At 71.6% G+C, this 24,986-nt stretch carries 24 protein-coding genes; 7 read left to right on the top strand and 17 right to left on the bottom strand.

Translation table 11 applies throughout. The features are described 5' to 3' along the window. Nucleotides 1-3: 3 nt before the first annotated feature. From VIL76_RS17185 to VIL76_RS17175, 3 genes are read left to right on the top strand one after another with little or no spacing between them, the layout of a single operon-like run. Entirely contained in the window at nucleotides 4-1,221 is a 1,218-nt protein-coding gene (locus VIL76_RS17185; RefSeq protein ID WP_332046261.1) for an RNA polymerase sigma factor, read from the top strand. Between the two features lie 43 nt (nucleotides 1,222-1,264). Next, a complete protein-coding gene (locus VIL76_RS17180) occupies nucleotides 1,265-3,037 on the top strand; it encodes a feruloyl-CoA synthase (protein WP_332046260.1) in 1,773 nt (590 codons plus the stop codon). Beyond that, nucleotides 3,034-4,575, top strand: coding sequence for an acetolactate synthase large subunit (locus VIL76_RS17175; protein ID WP_332046259.1), 1,542 nt, complete (start codon nucleotides 3,034-3,036; stop codon nucleotides 4,573-4,575). Before VIL76_RS17180 ends, VIL76_RS17175 begins: the two co-directional genes overlap by 4 nt. Before the next feature lie 58 nt (nucleotides 4,576-4,633). Here the strand turns inward: VIL76_RS17175 and VIL76_RS17170 are convergent, their stop codons facing one another. The 5 genes from VIL76_RS17170 to VIL76_RS17150 all read right to left on the bottom strand — a co-directional run bounded on the left by VIL76_RS17170 (nucleotide 4,634) and on the right by VIL76_RS17150 (nucleotide 8,311). Next, complete coding sequence (locus tag VIL76_RS17170) at nucleotides 4,634-5,962, bottom strand: hypothetical protein (RefSeq protein ID WP_332046258.1); 1,329 nt, start codon at nucleotides 5,960-5,962, stop codon at nucleotides 4,634-4,636. 123 nt (nucleotides 5,963-6,085) lie between these two features. Beyond that, complete coding sequence (locus VIL76_RS17165) at nucleotides 6,086-6,541, bottom strand: NfeD family protein (RefSeq protein ID WP_332046257.1); 456 nt, start codon at nucleotides 6,539-6,541, stop codon at nucleotides 6,086-6,088. 9 nt (nucleotides 6,542-6,550) lie between these two features. Further along, on the bottom strand, nucleotides 6,551-7,540 hold the full coding sequence (locus VIL76_RS17160) for an SPFH domain-containing protein (RefSeq protein ID WP_332046256.1): 990 nt from the start codon (nucleotides 7,538-7,540) through the stop codon (nucleotides 6,551-6,553). Between the two features lie 83 nt (nucleotides 7,541-7,623). Beyond that, nucleotides 7,624-7,959: a hypothetical protein gene (locus VIL76_RS17155; RefSeq protein ID WP_332046255.1), complete on the bottom strand. Its 336-nt coding sequence runs from the start codon at nucleotides 7,957-7,959 to the stop codon at nucleotides 7,624-7,626. A 28-nt stretch (nucleotides 7,960-7,987) separates the two neighbouring features. After that, entirely contained in the window at nucleotides 7,988-8,311 is a 324-nt protein-coding gene (locus VIL76_RS17150; protein ID WP_332046254.1) for a hypothetical protein, read from the bottom strand. 110 nt (nucleotides 8,312-8,421) lie between these two features. On the opposite strand from VIL76_RS17150, the gene VIL76_RS17145 reads away from it, so the two are divergent. Next, entirely contained in the window at nucleotides 8,422-8,985 is a 564-nt protein-coding gene (locus VIL76_RS17145) for a hypothetical protein (protein WP_332046253.1), read from the top strand. A 133-nt stretch (nucleotides 8,986-9,118) separates the two neighbouring features. Here the strand turns inward: VIL76_RS17145 and VIL76_RS17140 are convergent, their stop codons facing one another. The 7 genes from VIL76_RS17140 to VIL76_RS17110 all read right to left on the bottom strand — a co-directional run bounded on the left by VIL76_RS17140 (nucleotide 9,119) and on the right by VIL76_RS17110 (nucleotide 16,402). After that, the gene (locus tag VIL76_RS17140) at nucleotides 9,119-10,102 is read right to left on the bottom strand and encodes a nitronate monooxygenase family protein (protein WP_332046252.1); all 984 of its coding nucleotides are present in this window, start codon (nucleotides 10,100-10,102) and stop codon (nucleotides 9,119-9,121) included. Between the two features lie 229 nt (nucleotides 10,103-10,331). Continuing rightward, nucleotides 10,332-11,111, bottom strand: a complete 780-nt coding sequence (locus tag VIL76_RS17135; protein ID WP_332046251.1) for an SDR family oxidoreductase — start codon at nucleotides 11,109-11,111, stop codon at nucleotides 10,332-10,334. Nucleotides 11,112-11,145: 34 nt separating this feature from the next. After that, complete coding sequence (locus tag VIL76_RS17130; protein ID WP_332046250.1) at nucleotides 11,146-11,943, bottom strand: 3-hydroxybutyrate dehydrogenase; 798 nt, start codon at nucleotides 11,941-11,943, stop codon at nucleotides 11,146-11,148. Beyond that, nucleotides 11,943-12,737: a peroxide stress protein YaaA gene (gene yaaA / locus VIL76_RS17125; protein WP_332046249.1), complete on the bottom strand. Its 795-nt coding sequence runs from the start codon at nucleotides 12,735-12,737 to the stop codon at nucleotides 11,943-11,945. Before yaaA ends, VIL76_RS17130 begins: the two co-directional genes overlap by 1 nt. Nucleotides 12,738-12,778: 41 nt before the next feature. Then, nucleotides 12,779-14,188 carry an FAD-binding oxidoreductase gene (locus VIL76_RS17120; protein ID WP_332046248.1) on the bottom strand — a complete coding sequence of 470 codons (1,410 nt, stop codon included), beginning with the start codon at nucleotides 14,186-14,188 and terminating at the stop codon, nucleotides 12,779-12,781. Between the two features lie 19 nt (nucleotides 14,189-14,207). Continuing rightward, nucleotides 14,208-15,131 (bottom strand): L-threonylcarbamoyladenylate synthase, encoded by a 924-nt coding sequence (locus tag VIL76_RS17115; RefSeq protein ID WP_332046247.1) that lies wholly within the window; start codon nucleotides 15,129-15,131, stop codon nucleotides 14,208-14,210. A 32-nt stretch (nucleotides 15,132-15,163) separates the two neighbouring features. Further along, complete coding sequence (locus VIL76_RS17110) at nucleotides 15,164-16,402, bottom strand: cytochrome b/b6 domain-containing protein (RefSeq protein ID WP_332046246.1); 1,239 nt, start codon at nucleotides 16,400-16,402, stop codon at nucleotides 15,164-15,166. A 61-nt stretch (nucleotides 16,403-16,463) separates the two neighbouring features. Here VIL76_RS17110 and VIL76_RS17105 point away from each other — a divergent pair, with 61 nt between their 5' ends. Further along, complete coding sequence (locus tag VIL76_RS17105) at nucleotides 16,464-18,206, top strand: acyl-CoA dehydrogenase (protein WP_332046245.1); 1,743 nt, start codon at nucleotides 16,464-16,466, stop codon at nucleotides 18,204-18,206. Here the strand turns inward: VIL76_RS17105 and VIL76_RS17100 are convergent. Both VIL76_RS17100 and VIL76_RS17095 read right to left on the bottom strand, forming a co-directional pair. Beyond that, nucleotides 18,203-19,306: an esterase-like activity of phytase family protein gene (locus VIL76_RS17100; RefSeq protein ID WP_332046244.1), complete on the bottom strand. Its 1,104-nt coding sequence runs from the start codon at nucleotides 19,304-19,306 to the stop codon at nucleotides 18,203-18,205. The two genes, VIL76_RS17105 and VIL76_RS17100, sit on opposite strands and share 4 nt — an antisense overlap. Continuing rightward, nucleotides 19,293-20,474 (bottom strand): amidohydrolase family protein, encoded by a 1,182-nt coding sequence (locus tag VIL76_RS17095; RefSeq protein ID WP_332046243.1) that lies wholly within the window; start codon nucleotides 20,472-20,474, stop codon nucleotides 19,293-19,295. The genes VIL76_RS17100 and VIL76_RS17095 overlap by 14 nt, the downstream gene beginning before the upstream one ends. 15 nt (nucleotides 20,475-20,489) lie before the next feature. Here VIL76_RS17095 and VIL76_RS17090 point away from each other — a divergent pair, with 15 nt between their 5' ends. After that, a complete protein-coding gene (locus tag VIL76_RS17090) occupies nucleotides 20,490-21,125 on the top strand; it encodes a DNA-3-methyladenine glycosylase (protein ID WP_332046242.1) in 636 nt (211 codons plus the stop codon). Here VIL76_RS17090 and VIL76_RS17085 read toward each other — a convergent pair. Together VIL76_RS17085 and VIL76_RS17080 are read right to left on the bottom strand one after the other, a co-directional pair. Then, nucleotides 21,077-22,021 (bottom strand): S8 family peptidase, encoded by a 945-nt coding sequence (locus VIL76_RS17085; protein ID WP_332046241.1) that lies wholly within the window; start codon nucleotides 22,019-22,021, stop codon nucleotides 21,077-21,079. The two genes, VIL76_RS17090 and VIL76_RS17085, sit on opposite strands and share 49 nt — an antisense overlap. A 120-nt stretch (nucleotides 22,022-22,141) precedes the next feature. Then, nucleotides 22,142-22,624 carry a peroxiredoxin gene (locus VIL76_RS17080; protein ID WP_332046240.1) on the bottom strand — a complete coding sequence of 161 codons (483 nt, stop codon included), beginning with the start codon at nucleotides 22,622-22,624 and terminating at the stop codon, nucleotides 22,142-22,144. Nucleotides 22,625-22,740: 116 nt separating this feature from the next. On the opposite strand from VIL76_RS17080, the gene VIL76_RS17075 reads away from it, so the two are divergent. Beyond that, nucleotides 22,741-23,301 (top strand): YqgE/AlgH family protein, encoded by a 561-nt coding sequence (locus VIL76_RS17075; protein ID WP_332046239.1) that lies wholly within the window; start codon nucleotides 22,741-22,743, stop codon nucleotides 23,299-23,301. Here the strand turns inward: VIL76_RS17075 and VIL76_RS17070 are convergent. Further along, complete coding sequence (locus VIL76_RS17070; protein ID WP_332046238.1) at nucleotides 23,298-24,968, bottom strand: bifunctional diguanylate cyclase/phosphodiesterase; 1,671 nt, start codon at nucleotides 24,966-24,968, stop codon at nucleotides 23,298-23,300. The genes VIL76_RS17075 and VIL76_RS17070 overlap by 4 nt on opposite strands. Nucleotides 24,969-24,986: the final 18 nt, after the last annotated feature.

Genomic DNA, 24,986 nt, shown 5'->3' with positions numbered 1-24,986 from the left:
GCCATGCAGGCCAACGGCAAGGCCATCGCCGCGGCGCGGCCCAGGGTGGTGGCCGCCCTGGCCGCCCGCCTGCGCGACCTCGACCTGGCGGAGGACGCTTTCGCCGACGCGGCTGCCGCGGCGCTGAGCGTCTGGCCGCAGCAGGCGCCGCGCGACCCGGCGGCCTGGCTGTGGAAGGCCGCGTTCCGCCGCGCCCTCGACGCCAGGCGCAGGGCCGCTGTGCGCCAGCGCGCCGTGCTCGACGCGCCGGAGCCCGAGCCCACGCCGGAGGAGGCCCTGTTGGCCGCCGACGAACCCATCCCCGACGAGCGGCTGAAGCTGATCTTCGTCTGCTGCCATCCGGCGATCGCCCTGGATGCGCGCGCCGCACTGACGCTCAAGGTGGTCTGCGGCCTCTCCACCGAGCGGCTGGCGCGCGCCTTTCTGGTGGCGGAGCCCGCCATGTTGCAGCGGATCACCCGGGCGAAGCGCAAGATCGCCGGCGCGGGCGTGCCGTTCGAGGTTCCCCAGCCCTCGGCCTGGCCCGAGCGCATGGAGGCGGTGCTGGCGACCCTGGAGATCGCCTACGCCCAGGCCTACGAGGACGCCGCCCTGGCGGGGGACGCGGCAGGGTTCGCGCCGGAGGTGCTGAGGCTCTCCGGCCTCCTCGCCGAGCTGGTCCCCGACGACCCCGAGGTGCTGGGCCTCGCCGCCCTGGTTCGGTTCGCCGAGGCCCGCCGGCCGGCCCGACTGGACGACCTGGGCGCGATGGTGCCGCCGCACGAGCAGGACATGGCGCTGTGGCGCCGCGACCTGATGGCCGAGGGCGCCGCGTTGATGGCCCGCGCGGCCCGGATCGGCCGCAGCGGCCCTCGCCAGATCCTGGCGGCCATCCACGGCGCGCACCTCTCGCGCCGCGAGACCGGCGAGACCCCGTGGGCCGACATCGCCGGTCTCTACGATGTCCTGCTGGCGGTTCGCCCGACCCCCGTCACCGCCGTGAACCGGGCGGTCGCAGTGGGCGAGGCTTTCGGCGCCGAGCGCGGTCTGGCGGCGCTGGGCGAAGTGGACGCCGAGCGCCTGCAGAGCTGGCTCCCGTGGCACGCCGCGCGCGCAGGCCTGGCCGAGAAGGCCGGCCTCAGGGTCGAAGCCGTCGAGGCGCTGGAGGCCGCGCTGAACCTCGGTCCGCCGCCCGCCGAGCGGCTGTTCCTGGAGCGCAGGCTGCGGGCGCTCGCCCACTGACAGCCTTCCCTTCCGGTCCGCTGCTTGGAATAAGGCTCAGGCGATGGACGCCGAGCTCTCTCCCCTGACCGCGCCTTTCCGCGACGCGCGCTTCGCGCCGCGCGGTCTGGACGTGGAGCGCCGGGCGAACGGCGAGGTAGTCCTGACCAACCCCGCGCCCTTCGCGCTCACCTGGGAGACCGCCACCGGTTCCCTGGAGCACTGGGCCGCCGCCGAGCCGGACCGGGTCTGGCTGGCGGAGCGTTCCGGAGACGGCTGGCGCACAGTCACCTTCCGGGAGGCCGGAGAGCGGATCGCCGTCTTGGCCGGCGGCCTGCGCGAGGCCTGCGTGGTGGGCGAACGCCCCCTCATCATCCTATCGCGCAACAACATCGACCACGCGCTCATCAAGTACGCGGCCATCAGCCAGGGCATGCCGGCCGCGCCTGTGTCGCCGCAGTACGGCCTGCCCGGCGCGAACCTCGCCCGGCTGACCCACGCCGTGGAGGTGCTGAAGCCCGCGGCCGTCTACACCGAGGACGCCGCCCTCTTCGCGGAGGGCCTGGGCGCAGACTGCCTCGCCGGCCTGCCGGTGATCGCCGCACGCAGTGCGCGGCCCGGCGACATCCCGCTCGACCGGCTGCTGCAGGCCACGCCGGCCGTGGCAAGCGCGAAGCCCGACGATCACGCGAAGTACCTGCTGACCTCCGGCTCCACCGGCCATCCGAAGGCGGTGATCATCACCCACCGCGGCCTGTCGGTGAACGCGGCCCAGATCACCGCCTGCTACGACGATCCCGAACTGGTGATGGTCAACTCCGCGCCGTGGAGCCACAGCCTCGGCGCCAATGCGATCCTGCACATGTCGGCGTGGCGCGGCGGAACGCTCCACATCGACGCCGGCCAGCCGACGGCGGCGCGGTTCGCGGAAACCGTGCGCAACCTCAAGGAGGTCTCGCCCACCTATCAGAACATGGTGCCGGCCGGGTGGATGCTGTTCGTCGAGGAGCTGGAGACGGACGAGGACCTCGCCCGCACCTTCTTCGCCCGGGTGCGCGCCCTGCAGTACGGCGGCGCCGCTCTGGGCCAGTCGATCGGCGACCGGATCCAGGCCGTCGCCGTGCGGACCGTCGGCGAGAAGATCACCTTCGGCTCCGGCTATGGCGCGACCGAGACCGGCCCCACCGCCTGCAACGTCCACTGGCACAACGACCGCATGGGGCTCGTTGGCCTGCCGCTGCCGGGCACGGCGGTGAAGCTGGTCCCCATGGCCGGCAAACTGGAGTTCCGGGTGAAGGGCCCGCAGGTCACGCCGGGTTACCTCGGCCAGCCGGAGCTATCGGCCAGGTCGTTCGACGATGAAGGCTTCTACCTGCTGGGCGACGCGGCGAAGTTCATCGACGCGGAAGACCCCGGCAAGGGCCTGGTCTTCGACGGCCGCATTTCCGAGAATTTCAAGCTGGCCAGCGGCACCTTCGTCACCGTGGGCGAGCTGCGCATCGCGGCCATCGGCGCGATCGGCGGCGCGGTCACCGACGCGGTGGTCTGCGGTGAGGGCGAGGCGGCGGTGGGCCTGCTGCTCTATCCGAACCCCACGCTGGAGCGGACGGCGGTCGAGGCGGCCGTACGCGAGGGCCTCGCGGGCTTCAACGCCAAGGCCAAGGGCGGCGGACGGGTCGCTCGCGCGCTCGTCCTGCCGGACGGCCCCGACGCCGCCCACGGCGAGATCACCGACAAGGGCTACATCGCGCAGAGCATCGCCCGCGGGCGGCGGGCCGACGACGTCCGGCGCCTGTTCGCCGATCCCCCTCCTCCAGACGTGATGGTGTTCGAATGAACGGCGCAGATGCCCTGATCTCCACGCTAGTGGCCAACGACGTCACAGCCTGTTTCGCCAACCCCGGCACCAGCGAGATGCAGTTCGTCGCGGCCCTGGACCGCAAGCCCGAGATGCGGCCGGTGCTGTGCCTGTTCGAGGGGGTGGCGACCGGCGCGGCCGACGGCTACGGCCGCATCGCCGAGAAGCCCGCCTGCACCTTGCTGCACCTGGGGCCCGGCTATGGGAACGGCTTGGCCAACCTGCACAACGCGCGCCGCGCGTTCACCCCGGTCGTCAACGTGGTGGGGGATCACGCCACCTATCACCGCCAGTACGACGCGCCGCTGAACTCCGACATCCCGTCCATCGTCGCCGCAAACTCGCTGTGGGTGAGGTCGGCGGACACGCCGGACTCCGTGGCCGGGCTGGCCGCCGAGGCAGTGGCGGCGAGCTTCGGCCCGCCGGCTGGACCCGTGAGCCTGATCCTGCCGGCGGACTCCGCCTGGCTGGAGACCAGCAGCGAGGCGGTGATCGCCCAGAAGCCGGTGCGTCCGGCGCCCTCCGGCCAGGCGGTCGACGCCGCCGCGCGCGCCATCCGCTCGGCGACCAAGGCGGTGGTGCTGATCGGCGGCCAGGCTTGCGGGGCGGAGGGGCTGAAGCAGGCGGCGCGCCTCGCGGCCGCGGGCGTCACCGTCTACTCCGACACATTCATCGCGCGCCAGCCGCGGGGCGCCGGGATCTATGCGCCGAAGCGCATGCAGTACTTCGGCGAAATGGCCCTGCAGGAGCTGGACGGCGTCGACCTGATGGTGTTCGCCGGGACCACCCAGCCGGTGGCCTTCTTCGCCTATCCGAACCGGCCGAGCGTGCTGGTGCCCGAAGGCGCGCAGACGCTGTCGCTCGCGGAACGGAGCGAGGACGCCGTGGCCGGCCTCGCCGCCCTGGCCGACGCCCTGGGCGCGCCAGCCGAAGGTCCCGTCCAGCCGCTGAAGCTGCCCGATGCGGCCCCGAGCGGCGCGCTTAGTCCGGCGCTGGCGGGCCAGTCCGTGGCCCGTCACCTGCCCGAGAACGCCATCATCTGCGACGATGCGGTGACCTCCGGGGGCGGGATCGCCGTGCCGGCCATGACCGCCCGCCCGCACGACGTGCTGGCGCTGACCGGCGGCGCGATCGGCGCGGGCCTGCCGCTCGCCATCGGTGCGGCCGTGGCGGCGCCGGACCGCAAGGTGGTCTCCCTGAACGGCGACGGGGCGGCCATGTACACGGTGCAGTCGCTCTGGACGATGGCGCGCGAGAACCTCGACGTGACCTGCGTCGTGTTCGCCAACCACACCTATCGGATCCTCAATATCGAGATGACCCGCACGGGGGCCGGTCAGGCGGGGCCCCAGGCTTCGAAGCTGCTGGACCTCGGCGGTCCGAACATCGACTGGGTCTCGGTCGCAAAGGGCCTCGGCCTGCCCGCCGTCCGCTGCTCGACGGCGGAGGAGTTCGAGACTGCTTTCGCAGGCGCCATGGCCCAGCGCGGGCCGTTCTTCATCGAAGCGGCGATCTAAAAGAAAAGGCCCGCGGATCGCTCCGCGGGCCTTGCCCCGTTCAGCCCTATTCAGAGCCTTACGACTTGTTGCCCGGCAGCTGACAGCCGGCCATGAAGGCGCAGCCCGTGGCGGCCACGGCGTTCACGCTCGGCGTCGTCTGGTACTCGATCATGTAGCCCTTGTAGCCGTCGGCGCAGGCCACCTCGACCAGGGTCGTGCCCTTGGCCGTTTTGGCCGCCAGGCGCGAGTTCGAGACCTCGCAGGTCTTCTGGTCGAACTTGCGCAGGTCGGCGGTCAGCGACGCGTAGTCGATCTTGCCGCCGAGGCCGCACTTGTAGCCCGCGACGAGCGCGCGGCCGCAGTCGAGGACCTGGCCCTTGCCGGTGGCCGGGAACATGCCCAGCACGCTCTTGCCGTCCTTGCAGAGCAGCTCGACGACCTCCTCGTTCCCGCGCACCGGGAACAGGGCGTACTTGTCGACTTCGCAGGTGGAGCCGGCGTTCTTCGCCAGCCGGCTATAGAGCCCGGCCTGCTCGTTCTGCGCCTGGCGGGCGTCGGTCAGCTGGCAGCCGCCGAGGACGTGGACGGCCTTGGCGCACTCCAGCGCGGACTCCAGCTTGCCGGCGCCGGTGACCTTGTAGACGTAGCCCTTACCGTCCTGGCAGGACGCCTCGTAGTAGTTGGCGTTGTCCTTGGCCGTGCCGATGAAGCGGCGGTCCATCACGACGCAGCCGTTGGCGGCGGCCTGGGCGTAGGCATCGATGATCTGCAGGCGCTTGGCCTTGTCGCCGATCAGGCATTTGATGTTGCCCTCGCCGTCATCGAAGTTCAGGCAGTTCTGGGCCTGGATCGGCTTGGTCGGATCGAACGGCGCGGAGCCGATGACCACGTAGCCCGTGCCGCCCTGGCAGGCGACTTCCATGAAGGTCTGGGTCTTGCTCTGGCCGATGCCGCGGGTGTTTTCGGGCACGCACTGGACGCCCGCCTTCTGCAGCATCGGCGTCAGCACCGCCTTGGGATCGGAGTTCGCCGGCAGGATGCAGGGCAGGCCCGCCTTCTCCTGGCCCGCCTGGACCGTGTTGGCCTCGATGCAGGTGAAGGCCGAGGCCTGGCCGCCGCTCGGGGCCTGGATCACGAAGCCCATGCCCTGCTGGCAGGCGACCTCGTAGAAGCTGGTGGAGGTCTTCGCCTTCTTGTCTTCCTGCTTGCCGACCAGGCGCGCGTCGGTCACCTGGCAGTTCAGGCCCAGCGATTGCGCGATCGCCGGGGCTTCCGCCATGCCGCTCTTGCGCGCCGCTTCCGTGACGCCGCCGGCGTCGCCCTTCTTGGCTTGCGACATCGCGGCCGCCGGGACCAGCACGGCGGCTACGAGCGCCGCCACCAGCCCGAATGCTTTAGGCCTCATCTTGGAACTCTCTCCTGGTGGATTCCTCTCGCGCGCACATAAGCGCTGCGAACGCCCCAGGGTCAAGGTGACCGATGAAGCCGGCCGAAGTGTGGCGTTATTCCAAGAGCTTAGCTTCAGGGGCTAGGCAGGGCGGACCTTCAGCCGCGCGCCGTCGACGCCCACCACCTCCACCTCGGCGCCTGCCTTGAGCCGCTCGCCGCCGTCGAGCTCGGCGGCCCACTCCTTGCCGTCGATGAACACCCGGCCGGACCGGCCCTCGAAGACGCCCACCGCCGCGGCCCTGCGCCCGATCAGGCGGCCGACGTTGTCGTTGATGTCGGCGCCCTGCCCCACCACCGAGCGCGGCAGGTATCGCCGCGCCGCCAGCGTCGAGACGATGGTGATGGCGGCGTAGACCAGCAGCGTGGGCGCCAGAGGCAGGCCGGTGAGCGCGATCACGCCCACCACCGCCGCCGAGGCCGACGCCCAAAGCAGCCAGCCGGACCCGGTCAGGATCTCGATGCCCAAGAGGGCCGCGGCCAGTCCCATCCACGCCCAGAAGGCGTGCTGTCCGTAGAGGTCAAGAAGCGTCGTCATGGTGCTGCCTCACGCGGTGGGAGGGACGGCCGGACCGCTGAGGCCGGCGCGTGATCGCGGACGCGCGGTTGCGGCGGGCGGGGGCGGCGGGCCGTCGGCGCCGATGGCCTTCACCAGCTCGCCGACGCCGCCGATCGTGCCGACCAGCGCGCTCATCTCGGCGGGGACGATCACCAGCTTCTGCTGCGGGCTGTCCGCCAGCCGTCCGAACGCCTCCACGTACTTCTGGGCCACGAAGTAGTTGATGGCGTTCACGTCGCCACGGGCGATCGCCTGCGACACCATCTCGGTGGCCTTGGCTTCGGCCTCGGCCTCGCGCTCGCGGGCCTCCGCGTCGCGGAAGGCGGCTTCGCGGCGGCCCTCGGCTTCGAGGATCGCCGCCTGCTTGGCGCCCTCGGCGCGGGCGATGGCGGCCTGCCGCTCGCCGTCGGCCTCGGTGATGACCGCGCGCCGCTCGCGCTCGGCCTTCATCTGGCGGGCCATGGCGTTGGTGATGTCCGGCGGCGGCTGCAGGTCCTTGATCTCGATGCGGGCGGCCTTGACGCCCCACGGAGTGGTCGCGTCGTCGATGACGTTCAGCAGCTTGGTGTTGATCTGGTCACGCTGGCTCAGCACCTCGTCGAGGTCCATGGACCCCACCACCGTGCGCAGGTTGGTCATCGCGAGCTGGCCGATGGCGTAGTGCAGGTTGTCGACCCGGTAGGCGGCGGCTGCGGCGTCCATGACCTGGATGAAGACGATGGCGTCCACCTGGATCACCGCGTTGTCCTTGGTGATCACGTCCTGGCGTGGGACGTCGAGCACCTGCTCCATCATGTTCACCTTGCGGCCGATGCCCTCGACGAAAGGCGTGAGGAAGCTGATCCCCGGCTTCAGCGTCCGGGTGTAGCGGCCGAAACGCTCGACCGTGTATTCGCGCCCCTGCGGCACGATCTTGATGGCGCCCAGCGCGACGATCACCGCCAGCGCCAGAAAGACCAGAGCGACAGCAAACCCCATGTTCTTGGCTCCCGACTTAGGAAGCCAAGTCTAACGGCGGCCAGGAACTCACGATACGGAAATCGAGAGCTGCTCGCCCGATTCTAGACCTTGCCCTTGCAGGCCTTGCGCACCTGGGCGGCCATGGCGTGCTCGCCCTTGTCGACGGCGATCCGTCGGGCGTCGGCGCACCGGCCTTGGGCGATCGCGGCGTTCACCTGGTCCAGCACCTCCAGCCGGCCGTTCTGCATCTCGTACCGCATGCGCACCTGAGGGCTGGGCATGGCGCCGGGACGCGCACAGTCGCCGGGGGCCCAGCCGGTGGCGTGGGTGCAGAGGCTGCGCGGTTCAGCCGGCTCGCGGGCGGGCGCCGTCTGGGCGGACGAGAGGGCGGGCAGCGCCAGGACGGCGAGGCCGAGGAGGAGAGGCAGAGGACGCATGAACGACTGCTCCTTCAGGAAGGGGGCACTACCGCTTGCGGCAAGCCCGTTTGATCTGGGCGGCCAGGTCGTGGAGGCCTTCGTTGGTGGCGATCTTGCGCGCGCCGTCGCAATCGCCCTGCTGCAGGGCGCCGTCGATCTGGTCCCGGGTGCTTTCCCACTCGCGCTTGCCGCCGGCGGCGTTCTTGCCCCCGCGGCGCTCGCCCACGAAGCTGTCCATGCCGCTGGAGGCAGGCCGCAGCTTGTCCGCGGCGGCCTTCTCGGCCGGCGTCAGGGGCTTGGCGGGGGGATCGGCGGCCAGGGCGGGCATGGCCAGCAGCGAGAGGCCCAGGGCCACAGCGACACAACGCATACGAAAACTTCCTCTGGTCTCAAGACGTTCGGCGAAAAGGCTACGCGACTTGCCGCAGCCGCGCCAGCCGCCACGCTCGCGCCAAGGTCGCAGGTCTGCTAGCGGGGGCCATGCTTCGCCAAGCCGCCGCCCTCCTGGTCCTGGCCCTGCTCACCGCCGCGGCGGCGCCGGCCGCCAAGGCCCCGACGCCAAAAGCGGCCGCGGCGAAGGCCGCCCCGCCGGCCAAGGCGCCGGCGCCAAAGCCCGCCGCGGCCTTCGAGCCTGGCGACCCGTCGAGCCTCGTCGGCCTGCTCAACGCCGCGGGCGCCAGGGCCCAGCTCGGCCAGAGAGCCCAGGACACCGTCCAGGTCGCGGCCACGTCGCCCGCCGCCAACTTCTCCGTGCTCTTCGTGGGCTGCAGCGCCCAGGGTCGAGACTGCCAGGCCGCGGTCTACGACAGCCCCTTGCCCGGGTCGGCGAACCTGCAGCAGATCAACGGCTTCAACCAGAGCTCGGCGATGTGCCGCGGCTACCAGGACAGGGCCGGCCGGCCGCACGTGGTCTATTCGGTGCTGACCTTCGCCAGCACCACCCGCGAGCAGACCCTGGCCCAGCTCGGCGGATGGCAGGGATGCCTCGCCGACTTCGCCCGCTTCCTGAAGGACCCGACGAGCTACCTCGCCGAGGCGCCTTAAGCGCATGTTACATCGGGCGACAGGCCTAGTTGCGCGAGTCAGCGCGACAACTCTCGAGGTTGGCTAAGCTACTGTTCTACAATGTGAAAGATCCTAAAAGAGTGTATCGCGCAGCTCGTGTGGGACCAAAGATTCAGGCCGGCTCCGTCGCCGGCGTCCTCAGGGCGGCCACGCGGTCGAGGGCCGCTTCGGCCTCGGCCATGATCCGGCGGACGATCTCGCCGGCCGGCAGGACGTCGCGGACGCCGCCGGCCGACTGGCCCATGGCGAAGGCCGAGCGGTCGGGATCGAGGCCCTCGACCTGGCCGCCGATGCCGCCCATGACGCCGGCGCGGTGGGACAGGATGGCCTGCTGCGGGAAGGGCTGTATCTCTTCCGGACGGCGCTCCCAGTCTTCGACGTAAGCGTTCTTCTTCACCCGCATCGGCTTGCCGGAATAGCTCCGGGTCCGGACGGTGTCCTCGTCGGAGGCCTCCACGATGACGTCGCGGTACATCTGCCCGGCGTGGGCCTCGTCGCTAGCGATGAAGCGCGTTCCCATCCAGACGCCGACGGCCCCGAGGCTGAGCGCCGCGGCCAGCCCGCGGCCGTCGTAGAGTCCGCCGGCGGCCACCACCGGGATCTTCACGGCTTCCACGGCCTGGGCGACGAGCGGCATGGTGCCGACGAGACCCGTGTGGCCGCCGCCCTCGCCCCCCTGGCAGATCACCGCGTCGCAGCCGGCCTGCTCGGCCTTCACCGCGTGCTTCACCGCCCCGCAGACGACCATGACCTTCAGGCCGGCCGTCTTGAGCTTCTCCATGATCGGCATGGGCACGCCGAGACCGGCGACGAAGGCGCTGGCGCCCTCCTCGATGATGATCTCCACCGAGGCGGTCAGGCTGTCGGGGCTGGCGGCCAGCAGGTCGACGCCGAACGGCTTGTCGGTGAGGCTCTTCACCTGCCGCATCTGCTCGCGGATGAAGTCGGGGGTGCGCCCGGCCATGCCGAGCACGCCATAGCCGCCGGCGTTGGAGACCGCCGCCACAAGCTCGGCGTAGGACACCCCGCCCATGCCCGCGAGCATGATCGGGTGCTGCATGCCGAGCAGATCGCAGAGCTTGGTGTGCAGGGTCATGGCGGGGCTCCGGGGACTTTCTGCGAAGATGGCGCAGCGCGGGCACCGAGGAAACGGTGACGCGAGGTCATTTCCCTCCCCTACTGGGGAGGGGCAGGCCGCGGAGCGGACGGCGTGAGGATGTGTGGGACTGGATTTGGGAGTGCGCTTGATCGCGACTTCCTCACCCGGCTCGCCGCAGGCGAGCTGTCCCTCCCCAGGAGGGGAGGGAAAACACCGTCTTCGAGGCCTAGAAGATCGTATAGCCGCCGTCGATGACGAAGCTGTCGCCGGTGTGGAACCTCGAGGCGTCGGAGGCCAGGTAGACGGCGATGCCGGAGAAGTCGTCGCCTTCGCCCCAGCGGCGCATAGGCACCCTGCCGATGGCCTTCTCGTTGAAGGTGTCCCACTTCTGCAGGCCGGCGGTCATGTCGGTGGCGATCCAGCCCGGCAGGATGGAATTGGCCCGAATGCCGTAGCGGGCGTACTCGACGGCGAGCCCCCGGACCATGGAGAGCACCGCCCCCTTCGTCGAGGCGTAGGCCTGGTTGCGCGGCGCGCCGTGGATCGCCGACGTGGACGAGGTGACCACCAGGGAGCCGCCGGGGTCGCCCGCCTTCGCGCGCTCCACCATGTGCCGGGCCGCCTCGCGGAAGGTCCAGAACACCGCGTCCAGGTTCACCGTCGTGACGCGGCGCCACTTCTCGGTGGTCATCTCCTCGAAGGGCGCGCCGCCGCCGATGCCGGCGTTGGCGGCGCAGAAGTCGAGCCGGCCGAACCGCTGCAGCACCTCGGCGACCCCGGCCACCACCGAAGCCTCGTCGGCCACGTCGACCTTCTGGACCAGGACGTCGACGCCGTGGGCCTTCAGCGTCTCCTCGGCCTTGGCGTTCTTCTCCGGGTTCTGGCCCCAGACGGCGACGTTGGCGCCGGCCGCGGCCAGGCCTTCGGCCATCCCCAGGCCGATGCCCCCGTTGCCGCCGGTGATCAGCCCCACCTTGCCCGTCAGGTCGAACGGCTTGAACGCCATGGTGCAGGTTCCCTCAGATGTCGTTGCGTCCCGCTTAGGCCGCCGTCCAGCCGCCGTCCACCGGCAGGGCCGCGCCGGTGACGCCGGCGCCCATGTCGGAGACGAGGTAGAGCATCAGGCCGGCCAGCTGGTCGTACTCGATGAAGCTCTTGTTGGGCTGGGCGGCGAGGATGACCTCCTCCACGACGCGGTCCTCGCTGATGCCGCGGGCCTTGGCCTGGTCGGCGATCTGGCCCTCCACCAGCGGGGTCTTCACATAGCCCGGGCAGATGGCGTTGACGGTGATCCCCTGGCGGGCGACCTCGAGCGCGCAGGACTTGGTGAAGCCCACGATGCCGTGCTTGGCCGCCACATAGGCTGACTTGAACGGCGAGGCGACGAGGCCGTGCGCGGAGGCCAGGTTGACCACCCGGCCGCGCCCCTGGCGCTTCATGATCGGCAGCGCCGCGCGCGTGGCGTGGAAGGCGCTGGTCAGATTGATGGCGATGATCGCGTCCCACTTCTCGATGGGGAACTCGTCCACGGGCGCGACGTGCTGGATGCCGGCGTTGTTGACCAGGACGTCGAGCCGGCCGAACTCGCGCTCGGCATAGGCGACGAGGTCGGCAATCTCCGCGGGCCTGGTCATGTCCGCGCCGTGGTAGCGGACCTCGACACCGTGCCCGGCGGCGATGCGGAGGCGGTCGGCCTCGATCTTCTGCGCGTCCCCGAAGCCGTTCAGCACGACGTTGACGCCCTGAGCCGCGAGCGCCTCGGCCATCGCCTGACCGATGCCGCTGGTGGAGCCGGTGACGACGGCGACCTGGCCTTGAAGGTTGTACGGCGCGGGCATCAGGACTTCTTCTGCTGGGAGGGCGGCGGGGGCTGGGGCCGCACGAAGGTGAATTCCTCGTCGGTCGAGGCGGCCGGATCGAACCGGTACCCGTCGGCGTCGAAGGCCTTCACGTCGGCCGCCCGCTGCACGCGGTTGAGGATGGCCCAGCGGGCGAGCGAGCCCCGCGCGCGCTTGGCGTAGAAGGAGATGATGCGGGCCTCCCCGTCCTTCTCCTCCAGGAAGCGGCAGGTGACCACGGGCAGCTTCAGCGCCGCGCGGTCGACGGCGTCGAAGTACTCGCCGCTGGCGCAGTTCACGAGCGTCTTGTCCTTGTGCCCCATGGCCGTGGCGTTGAGGGCTTCGGCGATGGCGGCGCCCCAGAAGTCGTAGAGATTCTGCCCGCGCCTGGTCTTCAGCCGGCTGCCCATCTCAAGACGGTAGGGCTGAATGGCGTCGAGCGGGCGCAGCAGGCCGTAGAGCCCGGAGAGGATGCGGACATGGTCCTGCGCCCAGGCCAGGTCCTTCTTGGACAGCGTGCGCGCCTGTAGGCCCTGGTAGACGTCGCCGTTGAAGGCGAAGGCGGCCTGCAGGCCCTCCTCGGACGCCGGGTCGAAGGCCTGGAAGCGGTCGCGGTTAAGCTTGGCGAGGTCGTCGGAGAGCGACATCAGCCGCTTCAGGTCGGCGGCCTTCAGCTTCTTCGTGACCTTGGCCAGCTCGGCGGTCTCCTGGGTCAGCTCCGGCGTGGTCAGGGGCGCGGAGAGAGGCGCCGCATCGAAGTTCAGCGCCTTGGCGGGGGAGAGCACGATCAGCATCGCGCGCACCCTTTGGCCTGACTTGGCGGTGAAGGGAAGCGCTAGAACAGCACCCGGGGATTCATGATGCGCTTGGGGTCGAGCGACGCGCGGATCGCCGCCATGGTCGCCACTTCCACGGCCGACTTATAGCGGCGGGCCTCCTCGGTCTTCATGGAGCCCAGGCCGTGCTCGGCGCTGATCGACCCGCCCAGTTCGGCGACGATGTCGTGGACGATGCGGGAGCCTTCATCGCGCCGGGCCGCGTGGGCCGCATCGTCGCCGCCGTCGGGGCGCAGCACGTCATAGTGGATGTTGCCGTCGCCCATGTGGCCGAAGGCGGCGATGCGGCTGCCCGGAGCGAAGGCCTGCATGGCCGCGGTGGCGCGCTCCAGGAACCCCGCCACGCGGCTCACCGGCACCGAGACGTCGTGCTTCCAGGTGGCGCCCTCCGGCTTCTGGGCCGGCGACTGGTTCTCGCGGATGGCCCACAGCGCCTTTGCCTGGGCATCCGTCTGGGCGACGACGGCGTCGCGGATCAGGCCGGCCTCAAGGCCGGCCTCGAGGAAGCGCGACATGGCCGCTTCCGCCGAGCCCGGCTCGCCGGACGAGAACTCCGCCAGCACGTACCAGGGATGCGGCTCGGCGAGCGGATCGCGCGTGCCGGCGATGTTCTTGAGGGCGAAATCGACGCCGAGCCGGCCCATCAACTCGAAGGCCTCCACGGCGCCGCCGGTCTCCTCCTTGGCCCGGGCCAGGAGCTCGATGGCCGCGCGCGGGCTCTCCACCCCGATCATGGCCACGGCGCGCGACGCCATCACCGGATAGAGCTTCAGCGCCGCGGCGGTGACCACGCCCAGCGTACCCTCGGCGCCGATGAGGAGCTGCTTCAGGTCGTAGCCGGTGTTGTCCTTGCGCAGCCGCTTCAGGCCGTTCCAGACCTCGCCGGTGGGCAGCACGGCCTCCAGGCCCAGCACCAGGCTGCGCACCATGCCGTAGCGCAGCACCTGGGTGCCGCCGGCGTTGGTCGAGACGATCCCGCCCACCGTGGCGGTGCCTTCCGACGCGAGCCCCACCGGGAAGCGCCGGTTCACGCCGGCGGCGGCCTCGTGCACGGCGGCCAGCGTCACGCCCGCCTCGGCCACCACCACATCGTCGAAGGCGTCGAGGTCGCGCACAGCCCGCATGCGCTCGGTCGAGAGCAGCACCTCGCCCTGCGGGATCTGGCCGCCCACCAGCCCCGTGTTGCCCCCCTGGGTGGTGATCGGCACGCCGGCCTCGAAGCAGATGCCAACCACCGCGGCCACGTCCTCAGTGCTCTTCGGCAGCGCCAGGAATGGGGTCGTGCCGGTCCAGCGGTCGCGCCATTCCAGGAGCTTCGGGGCCAGCCGCTCCGGGTCCTGGCTCCAGCCGCCCTCGCCCAGCACCGCCTTCAGGCGGGACATCACGTCGGCGGGCACGGGCGCGGTCATGGCAGGAAGATAGCCGCGCCTAGCCGACAAACCCAGCCGCGCGCTTCAGCCGGTCGTTGATCGCCTCGCCCAGGCCCTCGTCGGGGATCGGGGCCACGGCGATGCCGCTGGCCCCGCTGCGGTCGGCGGCGCGCAGATAGGCGAAGAGGTTGGCGGCGGCCTCGGCGAGGTCGCCGGAGGGGCTGAGGTTCCAGACGTGCGGACGCGCCGGCGCCTCGCCGAAGGCGAGGAATGCCTCCCGCCGCAGCGGCGTGACGGCGCCGAGGCGCACGGGCAGCTTCGGCGCGTAGTGGCGGGACAGGCGGCCCGGCGAGCGGCTCGCGTCCAGGTCCGCCTCCGCCAGCGGGCCGATCATCAGCTCGACCTCGGCCCGCATCACAGCGCCCGGCCGCAACATCCGCGGCTTGTCGAGCAGGGCGATGACCGTGGATTCCAGCCCGATCCGGCAGGGACCTCCATCGAGGGCGGCCTCCGCGAACTCTCCGGTCTCCTCGATAGCGTCGAGGAAGTTGGTCGGGCTGGGCCGGCCGGAGCGGTTGGCGGAGGGCGCCACGATGGGGCCGCCGAAGGCCCTAATCAGCGCATGCGACAGCGGGTGCGCCGGCGCACGGACGGCGACGGAGTCGAGGCCGGCGCGGGCGAGGTCGCTGACGCCGGTCCCCCGCGCGGGCAGGACGAGCGTCAAGGGACCGGGCCAGAACCGCCGCGCCAGCCGAAGCGCCCGCTCGTCGAACTCCGCGATCTCCTGGGCCATGGCGAGGTCGGCCACGTGGGCGATCAGCGGATTGAAGGCCGGACGGCCCTTCGCCTCGTAGACCTTCGCCACGGCGCGGGCGTTGGCGGCGTTGGCCGCCAGGCCGTACACGGTCTCGGTGGGCAGGATCACCAGCCCGCCGCCCCGCAAGGCCGCGACTCCGCGGGAAATGGCTTTCTCGTCGTCCACAGGGGGTGGTTACACCGGCGGAGGCGCAGCCCCTAGCCCTGCTGGCGCTTACGGGCGGCGACGAGGCCAATGCGCACGCGCACCTGCCCCGGCACCTGATCGGTTCGGGCCCACTCGCCCTGGCCCACACCGAAGTCGCGGCGATCCAAGGCGACCTCGCCTTGGGCCTGCGCCCGGTCACCCGCGATGGTCAGCCGGAACGGCAGGTCCAGCGGACGGCTGACGCCGCGCATCGTGAGCGTTCCGTGCGCCACGAAGCCGCCCGCGGTCTTCCGGAAGTCTTCGGCCTCGAACTCGGCGCGGGCATGCCGCCCCAGGTCGAACCAGTCGGGCCCGCCAAGCGCCTGGTCCCGCTGCCGGTCGCCGGTGGTGACGGAGGCGAGATCGAGCCGCACCCGCACCCGCGCCTTCTCCAGCTCCGCGGGATCGAAGCGGATGTCGGCGTCCCAGCGTCCGATGCGGCCCTCGATGGGCCGGCCGCCCCAGGCGGTAGCGAAGGTGACGCTTGAGCCGGGCTGCACCGACCAGCGGTCGCCGCCTTCCACGTCCCGCGGCTCCTGCGCCTCCAGCGGCTCGCCGCCCCCCGACGTGGCCTGCCGCGGCGTGGCCACCCCGGCCGGCGGCTGGACGACGAGCCCGAAGCCGGCGACCGCCAGCGCTGCGAGCCCGATCGGGAACAGCCGCGGCTCGAACCAGCGGCCCGCGCGTGCGCCGGGCGCCATCCGGGCCAGCACCGGCTCGTCGCGGCTGAACAGCTGGTGCTTCAGGGCCCCGGCCACATGAAGGGCCGCCAGCACGTAGAAGACCTTGATCAGGCTCTCGTGGACGCCCTCGCCCACGTCGTGCCAGGCCTCGCCCGCCAGCGGCAGGTGGGGCCACGGGACGAGGCCAAAGAGCAGGGTCGGGATGCGGATCTCGCTCGTGGAGACCATGATCCAGCCGGTCAGCGGCATGCCGACCATGACCAGGTAGAAGCCGGCGTGGGTGAGCCTCGCCAGGGTGCGTTCCCAGCGCGCCATGGTCTCGGGAAGCGGCGGCGGCGGGTTGAGGAGGCGCCACGCGAGGCGCACCAGGCTGAGCAGCAGGATGGTGATCCCCACCGACTTGTGCAGCTGCACGACGGCGAAGGCCTCGGGGCTGCGGTCCTCCATCCGCGAGGCGAGCACGATCTGCAGCAGGATGGCCGCCGCGATGGTCCAGTGCAGCGCGATGGCGACCGCGGCGTAGCGGCCGCTGCCGACCGCGCGGGGATCTTGCGAAGCCTCGGTCATGCCCCTCTCTAGCCTCCCGCGACGTCGTCGGACTAGAAGACGCGCCTGAGGAGCCCGATCCATGACCTTCCGCGCCCCCGTCCGCGACCTGGCGTTCGCACTTTCGACCGTCGGCCACGACGCGCTGCTGAAGCGCGCCTATCCGGACCTGGACGCCGACACCGTCGCCGCCGTGCTGGAGGCGGCCGGGGCCTTCACCACCGACGTGCTGGCCCCGCTGAACCGGAGAGGCGACATCGAGGGGGCGACGTTCGAGAACGGGGTGGTGCGCGCCGCGCCGGGGTTCGCCGACGCCTACCGCCAGTTCGCCGAGCAGGGCTGGAACTCTCTCTCGGCCGAGCCGGAGTTCGGCGGCCAGGGGCTCTCGAAGCCCATGGAGCTGGCGGTCTTCGAGATGGTGCACGCCGCCAACATGGCGTTCGGGCTGTGTCCCATGCTGACCCAGGCGGCCATCGAGGCGCTGACCCAGCACGGCACCGAGCGGCAGAAGCGGCTGGTGCTGCCGAAGCTGGTCTCCGGCGAGTGGACCGGGGCCATGGTGCTGACCGAGCCGCAGGCCGGCACCGACCTCGCCGCGCTCACCACCCGGGCCGAGCCGGACGGGGCCGGGGGGTACAGGCTCTACGGGCAGAAGATCTTCATCACCTGGGGCGACCACGACGCGACCGACAACATCGTCCACCTGGTGCTGGCCCGCACGCCCGACGCGCCTTCGGGGATCAAGGGGATCAGCCTGTTCCTGACCTCCAAATTCGAGCTGGGCGACGACGGGGCGCTGGGCGCGCGCAACGACTTCCGGCCGGGCTCCATCGAGCACAAGCTGGGCATCCACGGCTCGCCCACCTGCGTGATGCTCTACGAGGGCGCCAAGGCCGAGCTGGTCGGCGAGCTGGGCCAGGGCCTGCCGCACATGTTCGTCATGATGAACGCCGCGCGCCTGCAGGTGGGCGTCCAGGGCGTGGCCATCGCTGAGCGGGCCTTCCAGCAGGCGCTGGCCTTCAGCCAGGAACGCAAGCAGGGCCGGGCCGCCTGGGACGCCCAGGGGATGATCTGGGGCCACCCGGACGTGCGCCGCATGCTGATGCTGTCGAAGGCCAAGATCGAGGCGGCGCGGGGCATCTGCCTTACGACCGGCGTGCTCGCCGACCTGGCGCGGTTCGCCGACAGCGAGGAGGAGCGGCTCGCGGCCCGGGCGCGGCAGGAGCTGCTCACGCCGATCGCCAAGGCCTGGTCCACGGACGTCGGCGTGGAGGTGGCCTCGCTCGGCGTGCAGGTGCACGGCGGCATGGGCTTCATCGAGGAGACGGGGGCGGCCCAGCACTATCGCGACGCCCGCATCGCGCCGATCTACGAAGGCACCAACGGCATCCAGGCGCTGGACCTGGTGGGCCGCAAGGTCCCGATGGCCCAGGGCGCGGTGATGCGCGAGCTGTGCGCCGAGATGCTGCTGACGGCGCAGGGCCTGACGGAGGGCCCGGAGCTGGCGCCGGTGGGCCGCCGGCTCGCGGCCGGGGTCGCCGCCCTGGAGCGGGCCACCGACTGGATCCTGGCCAACGGCGGGGCGCCGGCGGCGGCGGCGGCCACGCCCTACCTGAAGCTCGCCGGCGACGTGATCGGCGGCTGGATCCTGGCCCGCCAGGGCGCCGCGGCCGCGGGCTCGGACGACCCATGGCTGCAGGGCAAGGTGGCGCTGGCGCGCCTCTACGCGGGCCAGGTGCTGTCGACGGCGCCCGGCCTCGCCGACAGCGTCTGCGAGGGCGTCGAGGACCTGGAGCGCATGCCGGCCGCGGCGCTGGCCGGCTAGAGCGGCGCGTCGGAGCTCAGGCGATAGAAGCAGGTCTGCGCGCCCTCGACGCCGAAGTCGTTGTCGGTGGCCAGGATCAGCTCGCGGTCGGAAACTAGGGCGAGGCCTTCCAGGTCGGCGGCGACCTCCGGCGCGTCGTCCGTGGAGAAGACCAGGGTCTTGGTGAGCGCCGGCCGGCTCAGCTCGACACGGTAGATGCGGGCGCTCTTCGTCACCCGCTCCAGCACCAGCAGCCGGTCCTCGCCCACGCAGACCAGCTCGCAGACCTTCAGGTCCTTCTGCGAGACGTCCTCGTCGGCCGTGAAGCTGGCGGGGGGATCGAACGGGTAGAGGTGCTCGGCCAGCAGTGCGCCGGTCTGCGCGTCGAGCGTCCAGATGAGGGTGGAGCCCGGCCCGGCGCCCTGCAGCGCGCTCTGGAAGCCCACGTACAGGCGCCGCTCGTCGGCCGAGACAGCCAGGCCCTCGAACCCGCGGTTCAGCCGCCGCTCCAGCGCCCGAGCCGGCAGCACGGCCTCGGCGCCCGGGAGGTCGAGGCCGGCCGCGGTCCAGCGGCGGCGCACGCCGCCGGCGGCGTCCACCTTCAACAGGGACGGGCCATATTCCTCCGCCACCCAGAAGGAGCCGTCGGAGAGCGCGACCACCGCCTCGGTGTCGGCGCCGTAGGGATCGGCGGGAAGCCGGCGGCCGTCGAGGTCGAAGGCGGGCTCCATGTCCGCCTCCCGGCTGCCGGGCAGCGGCAGTCCCGATAGCGGCCGGCCGTCGGACGTCGTCAGCCGCAGGGTGCGGACCAGCTCGACGCCGGCCGCCCCGACCTGCAGCTCGGCGAGCGTGGGACCAAGGTCCGGCCGCGGCAGCACCTTGGCGCCGTCCACGCCGGCCAAGGGGCGCAGATGCTCGAGGCCGTAGCGCTGGACGGCGGCCGCGATCTTGATGTTCGGCCCCCGGTCTCCGATCCCCCAGATCCGGCCCGGCGGATCGCCCGGCCGCCGCGCGAGGCCGGAGCCCACGCCCAGCGTCAGCCGCATCGTTGCGCCCGGCAGGACGACCTCCCCCAGCGGCGGGTCGGTCCAGGCGAGCGGCTCGACCCTAGGCGGCGGCAAGTGTCGGCAGGTCGTGCAGCGCGGGGTCCAGGCCCTTGCCCATCAGGTCGATGAAGTTGTCGCGGTAGAAGCGGCGCTTCGCCCGCTCGCTGACGCCCTCGAGGCTGTCGTTGAATCGCTTCAGCGGATTGCGGCCGCCTTCCACGTGCGGGAAGTCGGAGGAGAACAGGATCATCTCCTCGCCGGAGTTCTCGATGATCCAGCGCGTGTCCTCGTGCGGATAGGGCGTGACGCGCAGCTGGCGGCGCAGGATCTCCGACGGCTTGCCGGTGAGCTTCTGCAGCCGCTCCTCGCGCCCGAAGGCGGCGACGCCGGAATCCAGGAACTTCATCAGGCTGGGCAGCCACGAGGCGCCGAGCTCGATGGCGCCGAACTTGAGGTTCGGGAAGCGGTCGAAGACGCCGTCGACGACGAGGGCGGAGAGGGTCTGCCAGACGCTGAGCGGGATGGCCATGAAGGTGAGCGAGGTGAAATTCTCGTCGCCGCCGTGGAAGTCCTTCACGTAGGGCAGGCCATTCTCCAGGTAGTCGCGGTGCATCTTCTCCTCGCCGCCCACGTGGAAGAGGATCGGCAGGCCGGCCTCCTCGACCAACGCCCAGAGCGCATCGAGCTCCACGTGGCTGGGTGAGAAGCCCGGCGGATGGCGCGACGGGACGATGATGGCCTTGGCGCCCATGGCGATGGCCTCGCGGGCCAGCTCCGGCGCGCGGGCGCGGTCGATCAGCGGCACGTAGCCAGTGGCCAGCAGCCGACGGTCCACCGAGCAGAACTCGGTCATCATCCGGTTGTGGGCGCGGGCCGTCTCGATGGCGAGCTCGACCTCGCCCATCTGCTCCAGGCCGAAGTTGGAGAGGCAGGCGGTGGTGAACACCAGCTGGCTGGCGAAGCCCAGGTAGTCGAGGGTCTTCGGGCGGTCATCGGCGACGAAGGCACCCAGCGCCTCGTAGTTCTTGCGCAGCAGGATGTTGGCCTCCGCGCCGGCGCGGAACTCGGGGTCGCGCTGCTTCTCCGCCGCCTTGGCGAACCACTCCGGCAGCACGTCCTTGCGCCCCGTCTTCTCCACGAAGGCGTCGCGGAACTTCGGGTCGATGTACCGATTGATTGTGCCCGGCAGCTCCATGACGTGGGAGTCCGCGTCGTGGATGGTTTGGCCCTCGACGTACGGCATGCGAAATCCTCCCGGATGGCGTCTTCTTTTGCCGACATTCCGCGCCTCGACCCGACCGTGCGTCAAGCGCTCTGGCGCCGGCATCCGGTCGAGGTGGCCAAGGAACTGATCGGCTGGACCCTGCTGGTCGGCGGCGCCGGCGGGCGTATCGTCGAGACCGAGGCCTACCACCACGAGGACCCAGCCTCGCACTCCTTCACGGGCCCGACGCCCCGAAACGCGGTGATGTTCGGTCCGGTCGGCCGGGCTTATGTCTACCGGTCCTACGGCATCCACTGGTGCCTGAACGTCGTGTGCGGGCCGGATCCCGGCAGCGCCGTGCTGATCCGGGCCCTGGAGCCCACCCAGGGCCTGGAGCTGATGGCCGAGCGGCGCGGCCTCGCCGATGCCCGCGCGCTCTGCTCCGGCCCCGGCAAGCTGTGCCAGGCGCTGGCGATCACGCGGGAGCACGACGGCATGAGGCTGGAGGCTGCGCCGTTCGAGCTGCATCCGGGGACGAACGCCGGGCTGATCGAGGGCCCGCGCATCGGCATCACCAAGGGCGTCGAGGCGCCCTGGCGGTTCGGGGAAGCCGGCTCGAAGTTCCTCAGCCGGCCCTTCCCTCAGTCGTCCGCGAAGGTGCGCGTCAGGTCGAGGACGCCGCGACCGTAGACCGGGTCCACGCCAGGTTCGCCGGCGTCGCGGGCGGTCGCCAGAACGCGGGCGGCGGCGTCGCGGCCGCTCATGCCGGGGTTCGCTTCCAGCGTCAGGGCGATGGCGCCGGCCACATAGGGCGCGGCGAAGGACGTGCCCGACCGCAGCCGGCACTTGCGCGCGCAGTCCGTGAGGATCCACTCCCCCGGGGCTGCGATATACCAGGGCTGGGTCGCGCCGGCCCTGTTCGACCAGCGGGTGATCTCGCCGTAGTAGCCCGTGGCGCCGGCCACGACGATCGAGCCCGAGTAGCGGGCATCGGCGGCGTAACGCGCCGGCCAGGTGGGCTCCGCGCCCTCGCGGTTGCCCGCGGCGATGACGACGGCGGCGCCGCTGTCCACCAGCCGCTTCAGGGCGGTCTCGAACCGATCGCCGAGCGGTTTCCGGCCCTGCAGCGGCAGGACCACGACCTGCGCCCTCTGCTCGCGGGCGTAGTCCAGCCCCTTGGCCAGGTCGGCGGGGCGGAAGGCGCACTGACCGTCGAGGCCGCCGTCCACGTCGGCCCGGATCGACAGCACCGTGGCGTTGTAGGCGACGCCCACCATGCCGCGGCCGTTCAGCGCCGAGGCCAGCGGCCCGGCCACGAGGCTGCCGTGGCGGTCCACGGCGGGCAGCGCGCGGTCGGTCACCACGTCTGTGGACTTCTTGGAGACGTTGCGGAGCAGCTCCCGCTGCGCCTGCTGCAGCCCACAGTCCACGATGGCGACGGTCACGCCGCGGCCGCTGAGGCCAGCGGCGTAGGCGGCCTGGGCGCCGATGGCCTCCAGGCCCCAGCTCTTGCGGTACTCGTCCGTGTTCGGCTTGGGCCGCGAGGCCGCGGCGGCCGAGCCCCCGGCGCCGATTGCGACGGCCATCGCCGCGGACACCAAGCCGCGGCCAAAGGAGCTGGATACGCGCCCCATCACACCCTCATTTCCGGAAAGAGGTGGTGAGATGGGGAGCCGCGGCCGCGCGGCAAGCGCGGCCGTGAGGCCCTAGAGCTGGGCCAGCAGGTAGTCGGCGGCGGAGACCTTGAATTCGCCCGGCTGCTCGACGTTGAGCTCCTTCACGACGCCGTCGTCGACGATCATGGAGTAGCGCTGCGAGCGGGTCCCCATGCCGAACTTGCTGGCGTCGAACTCCAGGCCGACGGCCTTGGCGAAGGCCCCGCCGCCGTCGGCGAGCATGACGATGTCCTCGCCCACCGCCTGGTCCTCGGCCCAGGCGCGCATGACGAAGGCGTCGTTGACGCTGACGCAGGCGATGGTGTCGACGCCCTTGCCCTTGATGTCGCCGGCCAGCTGCTTGAAGCCCGGCAGGTGCTTGGCCGAGCAGGTCGGGGTGAAGGCGCCCGGGACGGCGAACAGCGCCACCTTCTTGCCCTTGAAGAACTCCTCGCTGGAGACCGGCTTCGGGCCTTCGGCGGTCGCCTGGGTGAGCGTCACGTTCGGCAGCCTGTCGCCGACTTGGATGGTCATGGCCCGTCCTCCTGGAATGGTCGCGCTTGTCAGATAGCGACAACGACGCCCGCCGCAACCAAGCACGTGCAGACGGACCTTGAAAGCGCCGCGCTCAGGGTTTCAAAGTCGGCCCGATGGACGACGGCTACTTCACCGGCCAACTGCTGATCGCCATGCCGGGGATCGCCGACCCCCGGTTCGAGCGGGCGCTCATCCTGGTCTGCGCGCACGACGAGCGCCACGCCATGGGCCTGGCCGTGAACCGGCCCGTGGAGGGGATGACCGTGCCGGACATTCTCGAGCGGCTGGAGATCAAGGACGCCATCAAGGCGCCGCGCGACCTGGTGCTGATGGGCGGCCCCGTCGAGCGCGAGCGGGGCTTCGTGCTGCACACCGACGACTACCAGGCCGAGCACTCCATCGAGGTGCCGCCCAACCTGGCGCTCACCCCCACCCGCGACGCCTTGCAGGCGATGACCAGCGGCGAGCATCCGCGCCGGGCGCTGCTGGCCCTGGGCTACGCCGGCTGGGGCGCCGGCCAGCTCGAGGACGAGATCAAGGAGAACGTCTGGCTGACCTGCGATCCGGACGAGAGCCTGATCTTCGGGTCCGACCACGAGGCGAAGTGGACCCGCGCCCTGCAGAAGCTGGGGATCGACCCCCAGAAGCTGAGCTTCGTCGCCGGTCGGGCCTAGCCCGCGCTGCCGCGGGCCTTCAGCGGCGCGGCCCCGTCGACGTAGCTTTCGTTGAGGTAGACCTCGGCCTCCTGCGGCGAGAGCGCAGGCGCGTAGCCGAAGCCCTGGCCGTAGTCGCAGCCGAGGGACAGCAGCGCGCGGGCCATGCCGGCGTTCTCGACGCCCTCGGCGACCACCTCCAGCTCCAGGTCCTGGCCCAGCTTCACCACGGATGACACGATCTTCTGCGAGCCGGCGTTGGTGGCCATGGTGCGCACGAAGTAGCGGTCGATCTTGAGCGTATCGAAGGGCAGCCGCGTCAGATAGCTCAGCGAGGAGAAGCCGGTACCGAAGTCGTCCAGCGCCAGGCCCGCGCCGGCCTTGCGCAGGGCGCCCAGCACTTCCGCCGCGCGCTCCGGATCGCGCATGACGTCGCCCTCGGTGACCTCCAGCTTCAGGGCGCCCGGCGGCAGGCCGGTCTCGTCGCGGATGGCGGCAACGTCGGACACGAGGTCGGGGCGGTCGATCTCCCCGGTGGAGAGGTTCACCGCCACCGAAAGCTCGCCGGCCGCGGCGTGGCGCAGGCGCCAGGCGGCGAGCTGACGGGCGGCCTCGCGCATCATCATCGCGCCCAGGGCCGGCATCATGCCCATCTCTTCGCAGAGCGGCAGGAACTCCTCGGGCAGCAGCAGCCCGCGGCGGGGATGGCGCCAGCGCACGAGCGCCTCGAAGCCCGACAGAGCGCCCGTCGAGAGCCGCACGATCGGCTGGTAGTACGGCGTGAGCTCGCTGCGCCCAAGCGCGCCCTTCAGGTCGCCTTCGAGGGCCAGGCGCGACAGCCCGTCCGTCTCCAGGCCTCGGCCGTAGGCGGCGGCCCCGCCGCGGCCGCCATTCTTCTTGGCGGACTCCACCGCAAGCTCGGCGCGCCGCAGCAGCTCCGCGGCCTCCGGCGCATCGGCGCCGCCGGCGGCCCCAACCGCGCCGATCGAGAGCGTCGGATGGATGTCGAACCCGGCGACCCGCAGCGGCTGCTCGAGCGCCGCCCGCAGCGCCTCGGCGCCCGGCGAGGCCTCGGCCGGGGTGAAGGCGGCGAACTCGTCCTCCCCGATGCGCGCCAGCAGCGCCTCGGGCGGGAAGGCGGCGGCCAGCCGCGAGCCCAGCGCGGCCAGCACCAGGTCGGCGCGCTCGTGCCCCAGCGCCTCGTTCAGCCGGCGCAGGCGGTCCAGGTCGGCGACGATCAGCTCGTGGCGGCCGGGCGTCTGCAGCCGCTCGCGGGCGCGCAGGACGAAGCTCTTGCGGTCGAGGAGGCCGGTCAGCGGGTCCTGGTCGGACCCGGCGAACTTGGTCTCCGGCGCGGCCACGCCGGCGGCGCGCCGGCCCTCCTCCAGCCACACGCCGCGCCAGATGCAGACCACGCCGCCGCGCATGCGCAGCCGCACGGCGATCTCCGTGCCGGGGTCCTGGATCCTCAGCAGGTCGTCGGCCACGGCGCGGTCCTGGGGCAGGGAGAGCGCGCGCAGGGCGGCGGAGGAGCAGTCGGGGGCAAGCGGGCCGAGGCCGAGGGCGCGGGTGGCGCCGGTCAGGCGCAAGCGGTCGCGGTCCGGCTCCCACATCCACAGGGCGACGTCGGCAGCGCCCAGCGCCTCGAGCGTGCCCGTCGCATCCCAGATCCACGGATCGCCCGGCATGCGGCCTTAAGTCGAATG

The organism is Phenylobacterium sp., from assembly GCF_036563285.1.
In the GTDB taxonomy this organism is placed as follows: domain Bacteria; phylum Pseudomonadota; class Alphaproteobacteria; order Caulobacterales; family Caulobacteraceae; genus Phenylobacterium.
This window is presented reverse-complemented; position numbering and strand designations above follow the sequence as displayed.

Bases quoted from the DNA above. Each gene is read 5' to 3' on its own strand.
- VIL76_RS17185 (WP_332046261.1), top strand. From the start codon at position 4: ATGCAGGCCAACGGCAAGGCCATCGCCGCGGCGCGGCCCAGGGTGGTG.
- VIL76_RS17180 (WP_332046260.1), top strand. From the start codon at position 1,265: ATGGACGCCGAGCTCTCTCCCCTGACCGCGCCTTTCCGCGACGCGCGC.
- VIL76_RS17175 (WP_332046259.1), top strand. From the start codon at position 3,034: ATGAACGGCGCAGATGCCCTGATCTCCACGCTAGTGGCCAACGACGTC.
- VIL76_RS17170 (WP_332046258.1), bottom strand. From the start codon at position 5,962: ATGAGGCCTAAAGCATTCGGGCTGGTGGCGGCGCTCGTAGCCGCCGTG.
- VIL76_RS17165 (WP_332046257.1), bottom strand. From the start codon at position 6,541: ATGACGACGCTTCTTGACCTCTACGGACAGCACGCCTTCTGGGCGTGG.
- VIL76_RS17160 (WP_332046256.1), bottom strand. From the start codon at position 7,540: ATGGGGTTTGCTGTCGCTCTGGTCTTTCTGGCGCTGGCGGTGATCGTC.
- VIL76_RS17155 (WP_332046255.1), bottom strand. From the start codon at position 7,959: ATGCGTCCTCTGCCTCTCCTCCTCGGCCTCGCCGTCCTGGCGCTGCCC.
- VIL76_RS17150 (WP_332046254.1), bottom strand. From the start codon at position 8,311: ATGCGTTGTGTCGCTGTGGCCCTGGGCCTCTCGCTGCTGGCCATGCCC.
- VIL76_RS17145 (WP_332046253.1), top strand. From the start codon at position 8,422: ATGCTTCGCCAAGCCGCCGCCCTCCTGGTCCTGGCCCTGCTCACCGCC.
- VIL76_RS17140 (WP_332046252.1), bottom strand. From the start codon at position 10,102: ATGACCCTGCACACCAAGCTCTGCGATCTGCTCGGCATGCAGCACCCG.
- VIL76_RS17135 (WP_332046251.1), bottom strand. From the start codon at position 11,111: ATGGCGTTCAAGCCGTTCGACCTGACGGGCAAGGTGGGGCTGATCACC.
- VIL76_RS17130 (WP_332046250.1), bottom strand. From the start codon at position 11,943: ATGCCCGCGCCGTACAACCTTCAAGGCCAGGTCGCCGTCGTCACCGGC.
- yaaA (WP_332046249.1), bottom strand. From the start codon at position 12,737: ATGCTGATCGTGCTCTCCCCCGCCAAGGCGCTGAACTTCGATGCGGCG.
- VIL76_RS17120 (WP_332046248.1), bottom strand. From the start codon at position 14,188: ATGACCGCGCCCGTGCCCGCCGACGTGATGTCCCGCCTGAAGGCGGTG.
- VIL76_RS17110 (WP_332046246.1), bottom strand. From the start codon at position 16,402: ATGACCGAGGCTTCGCAAGATCCCCGCGCGGTCGGCAGCGGCCGCTAC.
- VIL76_RS17105 (WP_332046245.1), top strand. From the start codon at position 16,464: ATGACCTTCCGCGCCCCCGTCCGCGACCTGGCGTTCGCACTTTCGACC.
- VIL76_RS17095 (WP_332046243.1), bottom strand. From the start codon at position 20,474: ATGCCGTACGTCGAGGGCCAAACCATCCACGACGCGGACTCCCACGTC.
- VIL76_RS17090 (WP_332046242.1), top strand. From the start codon at position 20,490: ATGGCGTCTTCTTTTGCCGACATTCCGCGCCTCGACCCGACCGTGCGT.
- VIL76_RS17085 (WP_332046241.1), bottom strand. From the start codon at position 22,021: ATGGCCGTCGCAATCGGCGCCGGGGGCTCGGCCGCCGCGGCCTCGCGG.
- VIL76_RS17080 (WP_332046240.1), bottom strand. From the start codon at position 22,624: ATGACCATCCAAGTCGGCGACAGGCTGCCGAACGTGACGCTCACCCAG.
- VIL76_RS17075 (WP_332046239.1), top strand. From the start codon at position 22,741: ATGGACGACGGCTACTTCACCGGCCAACTGCTGATCGCCATGCCGGGG.
- VIL76_RS17070 (WP_332046238.1), bottom strand. From the start codon at position 24,968: ATGCCGGGCGATCCGTGGATCTGGGATGCGACGGGCACGCTCGAGGCG.